The sequence below is a fragment of the Kitasatospora sp. NPDC101108 genome (assembly GCF_055584725.1).
Genome location: NZ_JBVJLM010000001.1, coordinates 372,777 through 389,922, shown reverse-complemented (window position 1 = coordinate 389,922; position 17,146 = coordinate 372,777). Strand labels below are relative to the sequence as shown.

The window sequence follows — 17,146 nt, the reverse complement described above, 5'->3', positions numbered from 1 at the left end:
GGACCCACCGATGACCGACACCACGACCGAGGCAGCGAGCAGCGCCGGTACCACCACCGCGGGACCGACCGTCCCCCTGGTGGACATCTCCGCGGCGCCGGTCAGCGTCCCCGTGCTGCGGAGCATGGAGCTGGCCAGAGAGCACGGCCCGGCCTTCGTCCAGCGCCTGCACGGCCGCGAGGTGCTGATGGTCAGCAGCCTGGAGCTGGTCGAGGAACTGGCCGACGAGGAGCGCTTCACCAAGGCGATCGGCCCGGCGTTGGAGAACGTCCGCGAGTTCACCGGGGACGGCCTGTTCACCGCCTACAACGACGAGCCGAACTGGGCCAGGGCGCACGACATCCTGATGCCCGCCTTCGCGCTCGGCTCGATGCGCACCTACCACCCGGTGATGCTGAAGGTCGCCCGCCGGGTCATCGAGGCCTGGGACCGCCGCTCGGCCGCCGGGCTGACGGTGGACGTGCCCGGCGACATGACCCGGATGACCCTGGACACCATCGGTCTGGCCGGGTTCGGCTTCGACTTCGGCTCCTTCGAGCGGGACGAGCCGCACCCCTTCGTCGAGGCCATGGTGCGCTGCCTGGACTGGGCGATGACCAGGCTGACCCGCAACCCGGCGCTCGACCACGGCGAGCGCGACGCCGCCTTCCGCCGGGACGCCGACTACCTGGCCGGCGTGGTGGACGAGGTGATCGCCGCCCGGGTGGAGAGCGGCGCCGGGGACGGCCCGGCCGAGGACCTGCTCGGCCTGATGCTCGGCGCGGTCCACCCCGTCGACGGCACCCGGCTGGACATCGAGAACATCCGCAACCAGGTGATCACCTTCCTGATCGCCGGCCACGAGACCACCTCGGGTGCGCTCTCCTTCGCGCTGCACTACCTCAGCAAGCACCCCTCCGAACTCCGGCGCGTTCAGGAGGAGGTGGACGCGCTCTGGGGCGACCAGTCCGACCCGGAGCCCTCGTACGAGGACGTCGGCCGGCTGCGCCACACCCGTCAGGTGCTCAACGAGGCGCTGCGGCTGTGGCCGACGGCGCCCCTGTTCAGCCGGGAGGCGCGGGCGGAGACCCTGCTCGGCGGGCGCATCCCGGTCCGTCCGGGGATGCCGATCTTCGTGCTGACCCCGATGCTGCACCGCGACCCGGCCTGGGGCGACAACCCGGAGCTCTTCGACTCCTCCCGGTTCGACCCCGAGCGCGAGGCGGCCCGCTCCCCGCACGCCTTCAAGCCCTTCGGGACCGGCGAACGCGCCTGCATCGGACGGCAGTTCGCGCTGCACGAGGCGACCATGCTGCTCGGCATGCTGGTCCACCGCTACCGGCTCATCGACCACGCCGACTACCAGCTGACCCTCAAGCAGACGCTCACCATCAAGCCCGACGGCTTCACCCTCGCCCTCGCCCCGCGCACCCCCGCCCCGCCGGCCCGGTACGCCCCGCCCGTGCAGCCGGTCGTGCCGCGGCAGGCCACCGGCGCCGCCGAGCGCCCCGACGGCCCCGGCCGGGTCCGCCAGGGCACCGGCCTGCTGCTCCTGCACGGCTCCAACTACGGCGCCTGCCGCGACTTCAGCCGCCAACTCGCCGAAGTCGCCGCCGGACTGGGCTGCGACACCGAGACCGCTCCGCTGGACGCGTACGCCGACGGCCTGCCCACCGACCGCCCGGTGGTGATCACCGCCGCCTCGTACAACGGCCAACCGACCGACGACGCTGCCGAGTTCGTCCGCCGCCTGGCCGAGGCCCCGGACGGCGCGGCCGACGGCGTCCAGTACGCGGTGCTCGGCATCGGCGACCGCACCTACGCCGCCACCTACCAGCGCATCCCCACCCTGATCGACGACCGGCTCGCCGCCCTCGGCGGCACCCGGCTGCTCACCCGCGCCGGGGCCGACGCCTCCGGCGATCTGGCCGGTACCGTACGGGAGTTCACCGAGGCACTGGCCGACCTCCTGCTGACGCGCCACGGCGACGCCGACGCCGAGGCCGCGGCCGCCCCGCAGGAGGAGGCCGGGTACACCGTCACCGAGCTGACCGGCGGCCCGCTGGACGCGCTCGCCGCCCGGCACGGCATGAGCGAACTGACCGTCACCGCCGTCGGCAGCCTGACGGACCCCGACTACCACCGGGTGAAGCGGCTCGTCCGGCTCGCCCTGCCGGCCGGCGCCGAGTACCGGACCGCCGACCACCTGACCGTGCTGCCCGCCAACGACCCGGTCCTGGTCGAGCGCGCCGCCAAGCTGCTCGGCGCCGACCTCGACACGGTGCTGAGCATCGTCGCCCACCGGCGCACCGGCCTCGCCGTCGACCGCCCGCTGACCGTACGGGAACTGCTCACCCGCCACGTCGAGTTGCAGGACCGCCCGACCGCCGAGCAGCGCGCCTCGCTGGCCGCGCTCAACCCCTGCCCGCCCGAGCAGGCCGCGCTGCGGGCGCTGCCCGAGGACGACCCGCGCACCCTGCTCGACCTGGTCGAGGACTTCCCGGCCCTGCGGGAGGCGCTCGGTTGGCCGGTACTGCTGGAGCTGCTGCCGCCGATCCGGCCCCGCCACTACTCGATCTCCTCCTCGCCCGCGAGCGCCGCGCCCGCGGCCGGGGGCGTACAGGAGGTCGACCTGATGGTCTCGGTGCTCAGCGCCCCGGCACGCTCGGGCCGGGGCACCTTCCGGGGCACCGGTTCCGGCTACCTCGACCGGGTGGGCGTCGGCGACACCGTGCTGGCCCGGGTCCAGCCGTGCCGGGAGGCGTTCCGGATCGGGCACCGCACCCCGGTGATCATGATCGCGGCCGGGACCGGACTGGCGCCCTTCCGCGGCGCCGTCGCCGACCGCCGGGCGCTGCTGGCCTCGGCCGCCGAGGGAGCCGAACTCGCCCCGGCGCTGCTGTACTTCGGCTGCGACGCCCCGCAGGCGGACTACCTGCACCGGGCCGAGCTGGAGGAGGCCGAGCGGGCGGGGGCGGTCTCGATGCGGCCCGCCTTCAGTGAGCAGCCCGAGGGCGGGCGGCGGTTCGTCCAGGACCGCATCGCGGCCGAGGCCTCGGAGGTCTGGGCGCTGCTGGAGGCCGGTGCGGAGGTGTACGTGTGCGGCGACGGCGCCCGGATGGCGCCCGGCGTGCGGGAGGCCTTCCGGACGCTCTACCGGGAGCGCACGCCGGGGGCCGACGAACAGCGGGCGCAGGAGTGGCTGCGGGGCCTGATCGAGGCCGGGCGCTACGTCGAGGACGTGTACGCGGGCTGAGGGCCCGGCCGGTGGCGTCCGGCCGCTGAGGAACGCCTGCCCGCCCGCCGCTCACGTCGAGTGGCGGGCGGGCGGCCGGTGCGTCGGTGTGGGCAGGGCGTGGCCTTCGACGGCGGGGCGGGCGTGCCGCTACGGGCCCGGAGGCCGTCGACGACGGACCCTACGGCCGGGCGTGGACCTGGATGACGGCGTGGCGGCCGCTGACGCGCCACCCCGTCCCGGTCCCGTCGAGCCGGGCGACGGTGGCGGCGTCCAGGCCGACGATCACGTCCGACTTCAGCGTCCGCAGGGCGGCGACGCTCGACGGGAAGTGCCCGGCCGTCTCGGCGAAGGGGGTGGTCGGGGGCCAGAGCCGGTCGCCGACCAGGCGGCGGTAGTTGAGGTCGCCCTTGAGGATCGTCAGCGCCGCGCCCGCGAGTTCGGCCCGGAGGTCGGCGGGCAGGTCGTGGTACGGAAGCGGCGCGCAGAAGAACGGATGGGTGCGGATCACCAGCGTGCCGAGGTTCAGCGCCCGCCACAGCCGCTCGCCGACGGCCCCGGCCGCCGGTGACGGCGCGGTGCGCAGCCGCTCGACCGAGGCGAGGACGTCGGCGGTCGTGGCGTCCGACACGTAGTACGGCTGGGGCTTCACGTACAGGGCCACTTCGGCGGCCCGGCCCTCGGCCAGCAGATGGTCGATCAGAACGAGGTCCGACAGCAGCTCCCGGCCCGCGTTGTCCGCGACGAGGCAGACCAGCCCGCCGCCGGCCCGCTCCAGCTCGGAACGGAGCAGTGCGCTGTCGTCGGCGAGCAGATCGGAGGAGGCGCGGCCACCGGGCCCGGCGGTGAGCTGGAAGCTGAGGTCCGCCCGGTTGCCCCACAGCGCCGACGAGAGCAGTGGGTCCGCCCGTCGGGACGGCGGCAGGCCGTCGAGCCGGTCGAGCGCCGCCAGCTCCTCGTCCACCGCCGCTCCGGCCAGTTCGGCGTCCTTGAACGGCGCGAACGGGTCGATGCCCTGCCAGGCGCCGGGCCGGAAGTACCCGGTGGCGTCGAGCAGTCGGCGGTAGAAGTAGCTCTCCGCCCACAGGAACGGCGCCTCGCCCCAGGGCCTGCCCCACACGGGTCCGCCCCACTCCCGCCACCGGGCAGCGTCCGGGGTGTCCTCCTCCGGCGGCTCCAGCAGGCCGGTGGTGCTCTCCACCAGCAGCGCCTCGATCGCCGCCCGCTCGGCCGGGCCGTACGGCAGGGCGTCGAGGACCCGCCGGACCAGCACGGGGTGGCGCTCGTGGAAGACGGCCCAGGGGAAGGAACCGGGGACGTCACTGCGGATCACGGGTGCGTGCGGCACGGTGGGGCCTCTCGGCGGGAGCTGCTGGCTGGACCGGGGGCTCAGGCCTGTCCCCGTCGGCTTCAGCCGAGACTAGACGATCACCGGCGCGGCGGCGGGTGGGGAGAGAGCGAGCGGAAAAGTGTTATCCGGCCGCCGGTCAGGCGGTCTCCTGGGCATGGGAACGAACGCGGGAGGCCGTGGCAGAGGGTGCGCGGCCGGCACGCGGGGTTCGAGATGGGGCGCTCCGCGCGGGGACGGCAGTCCCCGGCCCGCGTTCGTTCCCACGGCGCCCGGCCGGATCGTCCCGTCCGTCCGGCGTCGCCCGGCGGTCCGCACGCACCCCACGGCGGCGGACCGTCGGGCACCGTTCGTCAGCCGCGCCGGAGCCGCCAGATCTGCTCCTCGCCGGTCTCCGCCGGGGCGAGCGCCTCGGCGGGGCGGCGCCGGTACTCGGTGAAGCCGAGCCGGGCCGGGACGGCGGCGCCGGCGAGGTTCGCGGGGTCGTGCACGATCTCCACGAAGTCCACGCCGGGGAGGCGGAAGGCCTGTTCGGCCAGCGCCCGGGCCGTCCGGGTGGCGATGCCGCGGCCGGTGGCGGCGGGGTGCAGCCAGTAGCCGATCTCCCGGCCGTTCTCCTCGGTGTCCTCGCGCCGGAACAGCCCGCAGGTGCCCACGATCGCGCCGTCCAGCAGGATCGCGTAGGTGAAGTCCTTCCCGCTCTCCCACAGCTCCGGCCGCTCCGCCAGGAAAGCGGCGGTCTTGGCCTCGCTGTGCTCGGCGACCCACGGCATCCAGGGCCGCAGGTGCTCCAGCGACTCCTCGATGACCCGGAAGAACTCGGGGAAGTCCGCCTCGCCGCGGAAACGGCGCAGCGTCACCTCACCCAGAACGATTTCCTGCTCTGCCAGCTCCATCCAGGGATGATGTCCGTCACCCCGCCGCCGGCGCAACGGGATAACGGCGCCTCCGCAGCAGGTGGAGCAGCGCGCCGAGGCCGGCGGTGGCGGCGGTAACGGTGAGCAGGCAGACGTCGGCGAGGCCGGCCATCGCCAGGTCGAACCGGGGGTTCTCGGCCGCCGCGGTGAACTCCGGTTCCACCAGGCCGTCCGGGTCCTCGGTGACGCTCACCCGCTCGCCGGTCGTGTCACCGCTGCCGCAGGTGACGGACCGGGTGCGCCCCGGGGCCTCGTCGTAGCGCACCGCGCAGCTGTAGCTGGTGCTCTTGCCGTGGGTCACCGTGATGTCGGTGACGGTACCCGGGTGGATGGTGCCGCGCATGGACAGCACCGTGGCCTGGACGGTGTTCATGCTCATCATCGGGACGGCGATCACCGGGGCGATCATCAGGAGCATTGCGGTGGTCTGCAGCGCCCTGAACTGGCAGAGGCACAACACGGCGTAGATCAGCCCGACCACCCCGGTCAGGATCAGCGCCGCCGCGGGGACGAGGAACCACGTGCCGAGCGCCCCGAGCGCCCCGCCGAGCGGGAGCAGCACGGCGGCGGCCGGGATCCACAGGGCCGTCAGCAGCGGCCGTCTCGGCCACGGCGTGTCGTTTTTCCCGGACTTCCTCCCGGACCTGGCGGGTTCGCCGGACTCGCCGGGTCGTCCGTCCGGGCCGGGTCGCCGCCCCGGCCCGGACGTCTCGTAGTGCGTCATGGCGGGAGATCCTCTCAGGTCGAACCGGGGACGGGCAGCGGAGGGGGCGGACCCTTTGCCGGGCCGGGCGGCTTGTGGAGGCCGGCGGCAGGAGTGGTGGACGTTGCCCAGGCTTCGGGTGGCAGGCCCGTTGGCCCGCCACGGATCCATCACGGCGCCGCGGTGTCGGAGGCACCGGGCATGATCAGGGGACAGGGCCGGGAACGAGGAGGTCGGGTTGAGCGCCACGGGGTTGTGGGTCATCGGTACGGTGTCGGACGAGGAGTTGCGGCAGCTGCTGGGTGCGGCGGCCGAGGCCGGCCCCGCCGCCGCCGCCGCGTCCGCGCCCGGGCCGGCGGCGCCCGGGGTGGCCGAGGAGCTGGCCTGGTGGCGCGGGGTGGCGGGCGAGTCCCTGTTCGGCGAGCCGGCCGCCGGTGACGGGAGCGCCGGGGAGGACGCCCTCCGGCTGTGCGCGTTCTTCGACAGCTGCCGGGACGGCTCCGACGCGGTGGAGGACCTCCGGGAGGCCGTCATGGGCCGGTTCCGGCCGGAGGAGAAGGAGGGCCTGTTCTCGGCCGCGGCACGCAAGGCCAACCCGTTCTGGGCCCTCGCCTACGCCCTCGGACCGGACGCGACGCTCCAACTGCCCGGCTGGTTCGGCGACTTCCTGCTCGACTCCCGGCAGGTCCGCGCCTGCCTCCCCGACGCCGAGGAGGCACTGACCCTGACCGGGGCCCGCCGGACCGAGGCGGTCCAGCGCATCCACGCCTGGATGACCGGCCTCGGCGACGACCCGTACCACGACGCCGACGCCCTCCTCGACGGCCCACTGCGCGTGCTCCGCCACGCCGCCCGCACCGGCCGGGGCGTGGCCGGGCACACCCTCTGGTACTGACGACGGGCCGGGGTGGAAGAACCACGGCCCGCTGACCGGCAAGGGCCGCGACTCCACCGACCTCAGCCGGTCCGCCGCACCGCTGCTCCTGCTGCTGCGCCTCCGACCACTTTGGCGACCGGCCGGCTGACCAGGCATGATCGGGGCATGGTCGAACGAGTCATTGCAGCGTGTGACGGAGCAGCCAAGGGCAACCCGGGGCCGGCGGCCTGGGCCTACGTGGTGGCGGACGGCGCCGGGGTGCCCCAGCGCTGGGAGGCCGGGCCGCTCGGGCACAGCACCAACAACATCGGCGAGCTGACGGCGCTTCAGCAGCTGCTGTCCGCGACCGATCCGGCCGTCCCGCTGGAGGTGCGGCTCGACAGCACCTACACCCGCGACTCGGTCACCAAGTGGCTCAAGGGCTGGAAGCGCAACGGCTGGAAGACCGCCGCGGGCAAGCCGGTGGCCAACCGCGAACTGATCCAGCGGATCGACGAACTTCTGGAGGGCCGGGACGTCACCTTCGTGTACGTCCCCGCCCACCAGGTGGACGGCGACCCGCTGAACGCCATCGCGGACAAGGCCGCCAGCGACGCCGCCCGCACCCAGCAGGCCGCCGCCGGGACGGCCGCGGACCTGCCGGTGCCCGACCCGGCCGCGGCCGCGAAGACGCCGAAGGCGCCCAAGGCGCGCAGCACCGGGTCCGCCGCCACCGGCACCGCCAAGCGCAGCGGCGGATCGCGCACCCTGAACGCCCGCTTCCCCGGGACCTGCCCGTGCAGCCGCCCGTACGCCAAGGGCGACAAGATCACCAAGGTGGGCGGCAGCTGGGGCCACCCGGAGTGCGCCGCCGCCCACGCCTGAGCCCCGATCGCCCGCGCCTGAGCCCCCGCACGCCGCCGCCTGAGTACCCGTACTCAGGCGGCGGTGCCGCGCGGCGGTGCACGATGACGATCATGAGGAAGAACAGGCAGAGCCGCCGGAAGGCCGTGCGGGTCGGGATGATCACGGCGGCCGCCGCGGGAGCGATGGTGCTCGGCACGGTCGGCTACGACGCGGCCGCGACGCTGGCGGATGCGCTGCCCCGGGCCTGGTCGGGGACGCCGTACCCGGTGGCCGACCCGGCAGCCGTCGCCAGGCATCTGGACACCCGGGCCCAGGCCGTCTACGACGCCCTCGCCCTGCCGCCGGGCGCCACGCTGACCAGCGGGAGCGACGGCGACGGCATCACGGCCCGCAGCTACGGCGCCTGCCGCGCCCGGGGCCTCACCCACCTTCTGGAGCGCATGGGCGACACCGGCGCCGACCAGCCCCGCACGGCCGCCCTCGGCGCCCGCTTCACCCTGGCCGGGGTCAGCCGGCCGCAGTGGCAGCAGGCCCGGCAGCGGGCCCGGCGGGCCCTGACCGACCAGGGCTGGACGGTCGCCGCCGACGACGAGTCCGCCCCCGCCCCCGGCCTGACGCTGACCCCACCGGCCACCGGACCCGGCTCCCTGGTCGAGAGCGTCTCGATCAGCTTCGACCCGGTGGCCGGCACCCTCGCGGTCGCGGCCGCCACCGAGTGCGCCCACTACCCGGACAGCACTCCGACGGGCCCGCTCGGGGAGCCCACCGATCTGCCGGCCATCACCGCGCCGACCCAATTGCGCATCCGGTGAGTCCGGAGCCGCTCCCGCCCGTACAGACAAGTGGGCCTGCCGGAGCGGAGGTGAGTGCGGTGATCGTGTCCGAGACGCTGGAGTTCCACGTCGGCGACCAGGTGTGGGTCTACCGCGACTCCTCCTTCGGCACGGTCGAGAGCGCGGTCGTCGTGGACGCCCCGGCGGACCACAGTCTCCGGCTGGAGTTCACCGACGGCCACCGCAGCCACCTGCGGGACGGCCGGGTCGAGTTGCACGTCGGACCGCCTGACTGAGCGGTGCCGGACGAGCGCGACCGGACGAGCGCGACCGGCCGACCGCGGGTGCGGCCGGCCGGTCGGTGGGCGACGACAATCAGGAGGGGATCACTTCTCCTGCGCCATGGACTTGATGTCCTCGAAGCCCATGCCGACCTTGTTGAGGGCACGAGCCTGGTCCTCCGGCACGCCGAGCGCGGTCAGCTCCTTGAGCTGGGCGTCGGTCAGCGGGGCCGCGTCGGTGCTGAACGGCGGGACGGCGCCCGGGCCGGTGCCGTCGCCGAGGCCGGAGTCCGCGCCACCGGCGGCCACCATGAAGAAGGTCTTCATGAGGTCCTCGGCGGTCATCTTGTTCGGTACGGGCGACGGGGCCTCGACCTTGGGCGCGTCCTGGTCGAAGGTCAGCTTCACCGGGAACTCGACGCCCGGCTCGACCTTCTTCGCCAGCTGCGCCAGGTCGAAGGTGGCCGAGGAGAGCGAGCCGTCCTTGAGGTAGAGGTCGGCGCCGACCTGGCGGTCCGGGACGCCGGTCGGGGCCTCGGTCGGGAACTTCTTGAACTGCTGGGGGAACTTGGTCGAGAGCGGCTTGAGGGCCTTGTAGAGCTCGTCCACGGCCTGGCGGGCCGGGGCGCTCATCCAGATGTGCTCGGTGCCGTCCTTCTTGCCCTTGTCCTCGAAGGTGACCGTGCGGTTGAAGACGTCCTTCAGCGAGTTGAAGAGCTCCTGGCCGGTCTGCGGGTCGACCGAGGGCACCGCCTCCGGCTTGCCGCCCTTGGCGCCGTCGTCCTTCTTGGCCGCGTCGGCGAGCTCCTGGAGGTCGAAGGACGTCCAGTTGCCGCTCAGCAGGCTCTTGGCGGGGGCCATGTCGGACGGGAGGCCCTCGGTGACGTCGTCGACCTCGGCGGCGTCCTGGCCGGTGAGCTTCAGGGCGGTCTTCAGGTCGATCCGCAGGTATCCCTTGGCCTCGACCTGGCGGTACTCCAGGAGCGGGGTGCCCTTCTTGTCGGCGATGCGGTAGGAGACCCGCACCGACTTGTCGAGCGTGACGTCCTTCTGGGCCTGCTGGTCCTTGGCGGTCGCGTTCTTGAAGGCGTCGACGTCCTTGAGCGGCTTGTCGGCCGAGACCGCCACGGCTATGGAGAGGCCGGACAGCGCCTTCGCGCTCTTCTCGTCGGCGGCCTCGTCGCCGGTGGCCTTGCTGAAGGCGACGATCTGCTCGGGGGTGGCGTCCACGGAGAGCGTGAAGCCGGCCGACTTGCCGTCACCGATCTTGCCGAAGGCCTTGGACACCTTCTGGCCGGCCGAGATCTGCTCGGCGGTCCCGCAGGCGGTGAGGCCGGCGGCGAGGACGGAAGCGGTGACCGCGACGGGCAGCGCACCGCGCGCGGCCTTGCGGATGGCGGTGTTGATGGTGCATCTCCTGCGTGACAGGGCCTGAACGAACGACGTCAGGCCGACCCTCCCCTGCGGCGAAGTGCACCGCAGCGCATACACATGTGAGCACAGTATCAGCAAGGACGCACACGATTTTTTGACCCCGGCTTTAACGGATCTGTCCGGGACGATGGCTCTTTGGCCGGATTTCGCCCCCGCCGGACCCATCGGACTACCCCTTGGACGACCCGGAGTTGGCCCCGCGCACGAAGTGACGCTGGAACAGGAAGAACAGCACCGCCACCGGCACGGTCGACACCAGCGCCGCCGCCAGCTTGAGCGGGTACTGCGTCCCCGAGCCGAGGCCGCCGGAGACGAGGTGCGCGAGACCGGTGGTCAGGGTGTCGTGGTCGCTGGACTGGGTGGCGACCAGGAAGTGGGTGAACTCGTTCCAGGAGCCCTGGAAGGAGAGCACGGTGAGGGTGATCAGCGAGGGCCGGGACATCGGCAGCACGACCGACCGGAAGATCCGGAACGTCCCCGCCCCGTCGATCCGCGCCGCCTCCTCGATCTCTCGCGGCACCGACTCGAAGAACTGCTTCATGATGAAGATCCCGGCGGCGTCGACCAGCAGCGGCAGGATCATCCCGCCGTAGGTGTCGAACATCCCGAAACTCTTCAGCACCAGGAACTTCGGGATCAGCAGCACCACGCCCGGCACCGCCATCACCGCCAGCACGAAGCCGAACAGCAGCCGCCGGCCGGGGAAGCGGATCCGGGCCAGGGCGTAGCCCGCCATCGAGTCGAACAGCACCCGCCCGGCCGTGACCAGGACGGTCACCAGCACGCTGTTGCCCAGCCAGCTCAGGAACGGGACGCTCTCCACGCCCCGCGCCAGGCCGAGCAACCGCCGGTAGGAGTCGAGCGTGCCGCCGTCCGGCAGCAGGGCCATCGGGTGGGCGGCCGCGTCCGGGTCGGTCTTGAAGCTGTTCGCCAGCTGCAGCAGGAACGGCAGCACGTAGACCAGCGCGAAGCCGAGCAGCGCGGTGTACCCGAGGAGGCGCAGCGGGCGGGGGAAGCGGCCGAGCACGGGCTTGTCCGGGCCGGCACGGCCGGCCCTGTCCGGTCCGGCGGAGCGGTCAGCGTGCCGCACGGCGGCCTCCCTTCGGGTACCGCCGCTGCTTGTCGTCCCGTTCCCGCAGGACGAACCGCTGCACGGCGGTGAGCAGCAGGATCAGGCCGAGCAGGACGAACGCGATGGCGGCGCCCTGCCCGTAGTCGGCGTTGTCGAAGCCGGCCGTGTAGGAGAGGTAGGCGGGCGTGAGGGTGGTGTTGCCGGGGGCGCCCCTGCCCATCACGTAGACCTGGTCGAAGACCTGCCAGGTGGATATCAGGCCGAGCGTCAGCACCAGGAACAGGACGGGCCGCAGGGCGGGAAGCGTGACGTGGCGCAGCAGTTGGCGCCGGTTGGCGCCGTCGAGGGCGGCGGCCTCCTCCAGTTCGCGCGGGACGTCCTGGAGCGCGGCCAGGAAGATCAGCATGAAGGTGCCGGAGGTGGTCCACACCGCCATCAGGATCAGGGTGCACATCGCGACCGAGGGCCCGGCGAACCACTCCGACCAGGGCAGTCCGAGCGGGCCGCCGCCCGACGGCGCGGGCCGGTCGACGCCGAACCGGGCGAGGACCAGCCAGACCAGGCCGCGCGGATCGGCGAACCAGTTGGGGCCCTCGACCCCGAACCGGGCGAGCGCCCGGTTGACGGCTCCGCTGCCCTGGAACAGGAACAGGAAGACCGTGGAGACGGCGATCGAGCTGGTGACGGAGGGGAAGTAGAAGACGGTGCGCAGGGCGCTCCGGCCGCGCAGCATCCGCTGGTTGACGGCGATGGCGAGGAACAGCGCCAGTGCGGTCTGGAGGGGGACGGTCAGCAGCACGTAGTAGAGGGTGTTGCGCAGCGAGGTGGCGAACAGCGTGCGGTCCAGGCCGTCCTCGGTGAACAGCCGGCGGTAGTTGTCCAGGCCGACGAAGTCCGCGTCGCCGTTGAACGGGTCGGACTGGCCGTTCCAGTGCAGCAGGCTGACCCACAGGGCCATCGCGATCGGCAGGACCAGGAAGAGGCCGAGGACCAGGACCATCGGGCCGGTGAACAGCCAGCCCCAGGCCCCCTCGCGCAGCCCGCGCCCGGCCCTGGTACGGGCGTCACCCGGCATTCTTGAGGGCCTGCTCGCCGTTGCGCTGGAGGGCGGCCAGGACGGCGGCCGGGTCGCCGGTGCGCAGGGACTGGAGGTCGGTGTCGAACTGGGTCAGCACCCGGTTGAACCCGGGCACGGTGACCGGCGGTTGGGCGTGGGCGACGCCGTCGACCCAGGCCTTGGACTCGGGGTACGTCGCGGCGTAGGTCGCCAGGGCGCTGGTGCGTGAGGGCATCACGCCGAAGGCCTTGGCGAACTCCAGCTGCTGGTCGGCCGAGGTGAGGTGCTTGACCAGGTCGATGCCGGCCGCCCGGTGGGAGCTCTTGGCGGCGATGCCCCAGCAGTTGCTGAAGGAGAGGGTGCCGGGCCCGGCCGGTCCGGCGGGCAGCGGGAGCACCTTGTACGGGACGTTCGGGTAGTCCTTGGCCATCGCGCCCTTGAGCCAGTTGCCCTCGATGGTCATGGCCGCCCTGCCCTTGCCGAGCGCCTCGCCGCCCCAGCCGGCGTCGACCTCGGAGACGTACTTGGCGGAGCCGGCCTTCAGCAGGCCCTGAAGGTACTCCAGGGCCTGCCGGTTGGCGGGGCTGTCGGCGGTCATCGTGCTCTGCGCGGGGTCGGTGATCCAGCCGCCGGCCTGCTTGAGCAGGGCGCCGAGACGCTGGTGGTCGGGGGCGGTGACCAGGCCGGTCACGCCGTCCTGGGTGAGTTTGCCGGCGTCGTCGGAGAGTTGCTGCCAGGTGGTGGGGTAGTCGGCCTCGGTCAGGCCGGCCTTCTTCCACAGGTCGGTGTTGACCGCCAGGGCCAGGGTGGAGCTGTCCTTGGGCAGGCAGGTGAGCTTGCCCCGGTAGCTGAAGGCCGTGCGCAGCTGCTCGGAGAAGTCGGCGGCGTCGGGTATCTGGTCGCCGTAGGCGTACAGCGAGCCGCCCTTGGCGTAGTTGGCGAACTGGTCGGAGTTGACGTAGAAGAGGTCCGGCGGGTTGCCGCCGGCGAAGGCCTGGCCCAGTTGCTGGTTGATGTCGGCGGCGATCTGCACGGTGACGGTGTTGCCGGTCCTCCCGGCCCAGTCGGCGGTGGCGGCCTTGACCGCGGCGGTCTCGGCCTCGCCGGAGCTGGCGATGAGCACGGTGAGGTTCTGGTTCGCGCCGGAGGACTGCTCGGCCGATGAGTCGCCGAAGCCGCCGGAGGAGGAGCAGCCGGTGGCGGCGCCGAGGGCGAGGGCCGCGCAGACGGCGGCCGCGGCGAGGGTGCGGGAGGTGGCCATGCGGATCTCCTTGCGAGGGGCGGGTTTGGCGGAGGACCTTCGGGGAGCGGTGTCACACGCTTTCGCGGAGGACCAGCTCCGGTTCCAGCAGGATGTGTTCGGTGGGCCGGTCGCGGTCGCCGAGGCGATCCAGCAGCAGCCGCATGCAGGCACGGCCGACGGCGTCGAGCGGCTGGGCGAGGCTGGACAGCGAGGGGAACAGCAGCGGGGCGATGGGGGAGTCGTCGAAGCCGATGACGGCGGCCTCCGGGCCGGGGCCGCGGCCGGCCCGGCGCAGCGCCTGGTACCAGCCGAGGGCGAGGGTGTCGCTGGCGGCGACGACGGCGGTGGCGCCGGTGGCGAGCAGTTTCTCGGCGGCCTCGGTGGCCTGCTCGGGGTCGTCCGGGCTGGCGACCCGGCGGCCGCGGGTGGGCAGGCCCAGTTCACGCATCGCGCTCTGCCAGCCGCGGGCCCGGTCGTCGCCGACGCCGGAGCCCCTGGGCCAGCCGAGGAAGCCGATCCGGCGGTGGCCGAGGCCGGCGAGGTGGCGGACGGCCGCGGAGGTGCCGGCGGCGCCGTCCACGTCGACCCAGTCGCCGACGTCCTTGCCGGACCAGGTGCGGCCGAAGGCGACGAACGGAACGCCTCGCTCGTGCAGCCAGCCCTGGCGGCGGTCGCCGCGGTCGGTGCCGCTGAGCACGAAGCCGTCCGCGCCGTGCTCGTCCAGCAGCTGCTGGTAGCTGGTGAGTTCGTCGTCCCCGGGGGCGACGGCGAACAGCACCACCCGGTAGCCGGCCCGGTCGGCGGCCTCGGAGAGCGAGTGGAGGAACTGGTCCAGGACCGGGGTGGGCACGCCGGTGCTGCTGGAGCGGATGCCGTAGCCGATCAGCCGGCTGGCCCGGGTCTTGAGCGCCTGCGCGGCCCGGTGCGGGCGGTAGCCGAGTTCGTCGATGGCGCGCCGGACCCGCTCCAGTGTCTGCGGGCGCAGCAGCTCGGGCGAGTTGATCGCGTTGGACACCGTCTGACGGCCCACGCCGGCCCGGGCGGCGACCATTTCGAGGGTCACGGCGGACCCCGTCCTGGGCCTGGGCGATGAGTGTGGATGCATGACGGTGATCCTAGGTTCTGTCGTCATCGAGACGGTGTTGGAGCGTTCCAAGCGGGGGTTCCATCAATCCCACCAGGAGAGTTAATGTCTTGGAACGCTCCAACCGCAGAAAGGTTGCGCCCGGGGGGAAGCAACTGTCAAGCCCCGCACCGAGAACGAGGAGACCATGCCAGCGACCGAGCTGCAGCCCTTCCTGCACGACGCCCGGCTCTCCGTGGCCGCCCCCAGCTTCTGCGCCGCCCGCCCCGACGGCCGGATCTCCGAGGGCGCCGACGGCTTCTACCACGGCGACCGCCGGATCCTCTCCCGCCTGGAGGTCGGCGCCCCCGGCGTCCCCAACGCCCCCGTGGCCACCACCGACGGCGCCGACGGGCACACCGCCTTCGTCACCGTGCTGCGCGGCCTCGCCGAGAGCACCGCCGACCCCGCCACCACCCTGGAGCGCCGCCGCGAACTCCACCCCGGCCGCCTGGTCGAGCGCTACACCGTCCGCAACGCCGGCGGCCGAACCGCCCGACTGCGCCTGGAGGTCCGCGCCGAGAGCGACTTCGCCGCCATGGACACCGTCAAGGCCGGCCGCAGCGGTACCGCCGCCGTCCCCGAGGCGGAACCGGACGGACTGCGCTGGAGCCGCGGCCCGCTCACCGCCCGCCTCACCCTCACCCCGGCGCCCGACCACCTCGACCCCGGCACCGGCACCCTCGGCTACGACCTCGAACTCGCCCCCGGCCGGAGCTGGCAGGCCGTCCTGGAGTGCACCGCCGACCACCGCGACGGCGACCTCTTCCCCGCCGCCCCCAGCACCCCCTGGACCACCCCCAGGATCACCGGCCGCGACCACGACCTCGCCCGCTGGATCACCCGCTCCCACCAGGACCTGCGCGGCCTGCTGCTCACCGACCCGCTGCACCCCGCCGACACCTTCCTCGCCGCCGGAGCGCCCTGGTTCCTCACCCTCTTCGGCCGCGACTCGCTCTGGGCGGCCCGGATGCTGCTCCCGCTCGGCACCGACCTCGCCGCCGGCACCCTGCGCACCCTGGCCCGCCGTCAGGGACGTGCCGTCGACCCGGCCACCGAGGAACAGCCCGGCAGGATCCTGCACGAGGTCCGCCGCGCCGAACAGCACCTCGACACCGGCTCCAGCCTTCCGCCCAGCTACTACGGCACCGCCGACGCCACGCCGCTGTGGCTGGTCCTGCTGCACGACGCCTGGCGCTGGGGCCTGGCCGCCGAGCAGGTCGAGGAACTGCTGCCGAACGCCGAGGCCGCGCTCGGCTGGCTGGAGCGGTACGCCGACGCGGACGGCGACGGCTTCCTGGAGTACGTCGACGGCACCGGCCGCGGCCTGTCCAACCAGGGCTGGAAGGACTCCTCGGACGGCATCCGCTTCCGCGACGGCCGGATCGCCCAGGCCCCGATCGCGCTCAGCGAGGTCCAGGCCTACGCCCACGAAGCGGCCGTCGGCGCCGCCGCCCTGCTGGAGGCCTTCGGCCGCCCCGGCGCCGCCCACTGGCGCCACTGGGCGCACGGCCTGCGACAGCGCTTCCGCGCGCGCTTCTGGACCGGGGACGGCGACGGCCGGTACCCGGTGGTCGCCCTCGACCGCGACAAGCGCCCGGTCGACTCGATCGCCTCCAACCTGGGCCACCTGCTCGGCACCGGTCTGCTCGACCAGGCGGAGAGCGCGCTGGTCGCCGAGCGGCTCACCGCCCCCGGCATGGACAGCGGCTTCGGCCTGCGCACCCTGGACGCCGCCACCGCCGGCTTCAACCCGCTGGGCTATCACACCGGTTCGGTCTGGCCGCACGACACCGCCGTCGCCGTGCACGGCCTGGCCCGCGCCGGACTGCACGGCGCCGTCGCGCCGCTGGCCGCGGGGCTGGTGCGGGCCGCCGCCGCCTTCGACCACCGGCTGCCCGAGCTCTTCGCCGGCCACCCGCGCGAGCGGTACGCCCGCCCCGTCCCGTACCCGGCCTCCTGCCGTCCCCAGGCCTGGGCGGCCGCGTCCTCCGTGCTCGTCCTCCAGTCGCTGCTCGGGCTGACGGCGGACGCCCCCAACCGCCGTCTGCGGGTGCGCGACCGGGTCCCGGCCGGCTACGAGTCGCTGCGGATCGACGGGCTGACGGTGGCCGGGCTGCCGATCGAGGTGGAGACCGACCACACCGGGGCCGTCCGGCTGCGGGCGCCGGAGGGCTTCACGGTCACCACCGTGCGCTGATCCGCGCGCCGGGCGGCTGTCACCCGGGCCGCCCTTGGACGGTCCGTGTGCCGACTCC

At 73.6% G+C, this 17,146-nt stretch carries 14 protein-coding genes; 6 read left to right on the top strand and 8 right to left on the bottom strand.

Going from position 1 to position 17,146, the window contains the following annotated elements; translation table 11 throughout:
* Positions 1-10: 10 nt before the first annotated feature.
* Entirely contained in the window at positions 11-3,235 is a 3,225-nt protein-coding gene (locus ACZ6Z8_RS01760) for a cytochrome P450 (protein WP_465605289.1), read from the top strand.
* Positions 3,236-3,395: 160 nt separating this feature from the next.
* On the opposite strand, the gene ACZ6Z8_RS01755 is transcribed toward ACZ6Z8_RS01760, so the two are convergent.
* The 3 genes from ACZ6Z8_RS01755 to ACZ6Z8_RS01745 all read right to left on the bottom strand — a co-directional run bounded on the left by ACZ6Z8_RS01755 (position 3,396) and on the right by ACZ6Z8_RS01745 (position 6,203).
* On the bottom strand, positions 3,396-4,547 hold the full coding sequence (locus ACZ6Z8_RS01755) for a damage-control phosphatase ARMT1 family protein (RefSeq protein WP_465605286.1): 1,152 nt from the start codon (positions 4,545-4,547) through the stop codon (positions 3,396-3,398).
* Between the two features lie 368 nt (positions 4,548-4,915).
* Positions 4,916-5,458: a GNAT family N-acetyltransferase gene (locus tag ACZ6Z8_RS01750; RefSeq protein ID WP_465605283.1), complete on the bottom strand. Its 543-nt coding sequence runs from the start codon at positions 5,456-5,458 to the stop codon at positions 4,916-4,918.
* Positions 5,459-5,474: 16 nt separating this feature from the next.
* Positions 5,475-6,203 carry a hypothetical protein gene (locus tag ACZ6Z8_RS01745; RefSeq protein ID WP_465605280.1) on the bottom strand — a complete coding sequence of 243 codons (729 nt, stop codon included), beginning with the start codon at positions 6,201-6,203 and terminating at the stop codon, positions 5,475-5,477.
* A gap of 217 nt (positions 6,204-6,420) precedes the next feature.
* On the opposite strand from ACZ6Z8_RS01745, the gene ACZ6Z8_RS01740 reads away from it, so the two are divergent.
* The 4 genes from ACZ6Z8_RS01740 to ACZ6Z8_RS01725 all read left to right on the top strand — a co-directional run bounded on the left by ACZ6Z8_RS01740 (position 6,421) and on the right by ACZ6Z8_RS01725 (position 8,974).
* A complete protein-coding gene (locus ACZ6Z8_RS01740) occupies positions 6,421-7,077 on the top strand; it encodes a hypothetical protein (RefSeq protein ID WP_465605277.1) in 657 nt (218 codons plus the stop codon).
* 147 nt (positions 7,078-7,224) lie between these two features.
* Positions 7,225-7,923, top strand: coding sequence for a ribonuclease H family protein (locus tag ACZ6Z8_RS01735; protein WP_465605275.1), 699 nt, complete (start codon positions 7,225-7,227; stop codon positions 7,921-7,923).
* 92 nt (positions 7,924-8,015) lie between these two features.
* A complete protein-coding gene (locus ACZ6Z8_RS01730) occupies positions 8,016-8,717 on the top strand; it encodes a hypothetical protein (RefSeq protein WP_465605273.1) in 702 nt (233 codons plus the stop codon).
* Between the two features lie 59 nt (positions 8,718-8,776).
* Complete coding sequence (locus ACZ6Z8_RS01725) at positions 8,777-8,974, top strand: hypothetical protein (protein ID WP_465605270.1); 198 nt, start codon at positions 8,777-8,779, stop codon at positions 8,972-8,974.
* 90 nt (positions 8,975-9,064) lie between these two features.
* Here the strand turns inward: ACZ6Z8_RS01725 and ACZ6Z8_RS01720 are convergent, their stop codons facing one another.
* The 5 genes from ACZ6Z8_RS01720 to ACZ6Z8_RS01700 all read right to left on the bottom strand — a co-directional run bounded on the left by ACZ6Z8_RS01720 (position 9,065) and on the right by ACZ6Z8_RS01700 (position 14,828).
* Positions 9,065-10,450, bottom strand: a complete 1,386-nt coding sequence (locus ACZ6Z8_RS01720; RefSeq protein WP_465605268.1) for a hypothetical protein — start codon at positions 10,448-10,450, stop codon at positions 9,065-9,067.
* Between the two features lie 112 nt (positions 10,451-10,562).
* Complete coding sequence (locus tag ACZ6Z8_RS01715) at positions 10,563-11,483, bottom strand: carbohydrate ABC transporter permease (protein WP_465605265.1); 921 nt, start codon at positions 11,481-11,483, stop codon at positions 10,563-10,565.
* Complete coding sequence (locus ACZ6Z8_RS01710) at positions 11,470-12,465, bottom strand: carbohydrate ABC transporter permease (protein WP_465606299.1); 996 nt, start codon at positions 12,463-12,465, stop codon at positions 11,470-11,472. Before ACZ6Z8_RS01710 ends, ACZ6Z8_RS01715 begins: the two co-directional genes overlap by 14 nt.
* Positions 12,466-12,529: 64 nt before the next feature.
* Positions 12,530-13,783, bottom strand: coding sequence for a sugar ABC transporter substrate-binding protein (locus ACZ6Z8_RS01705; protein WP_465605262.1), 1,254 nt, complete (start codon positions 13,781-13,783; stop codon positions 12,530-12,532).
* 52 nt (positions 13,784-13,835) lie between these two features.
* Positions 13,836-14,828, bottom strand: a complete 993-nt coding sequence (locus ACZ6Z8_RS01700; protein ID WP_465605259.1) for a LacI family DNA-binding transcriptional regulator — start codon at positions 14,826-14,828, stop codon at positions 13,836-13,838.
* Positions 14,829-15,036: 208 nt separating this feature from the next.
* Between ACZ6Z8_RS01700 and ACZ6Z8_RS01695 the strand changes: the two genes are divergently transcribed.
* Entirely contained in the window at positions 15,037-17,088 is a 2,052-nt protein-coding gene (locus tag ACZ6Z8_RS01695) for an amylo-alpha-1,6-glucosidase (protein WP_465605256.1), read from the top strand.
* Positions 17,089-17,146 lie beyond the last annotated feature (58 nt).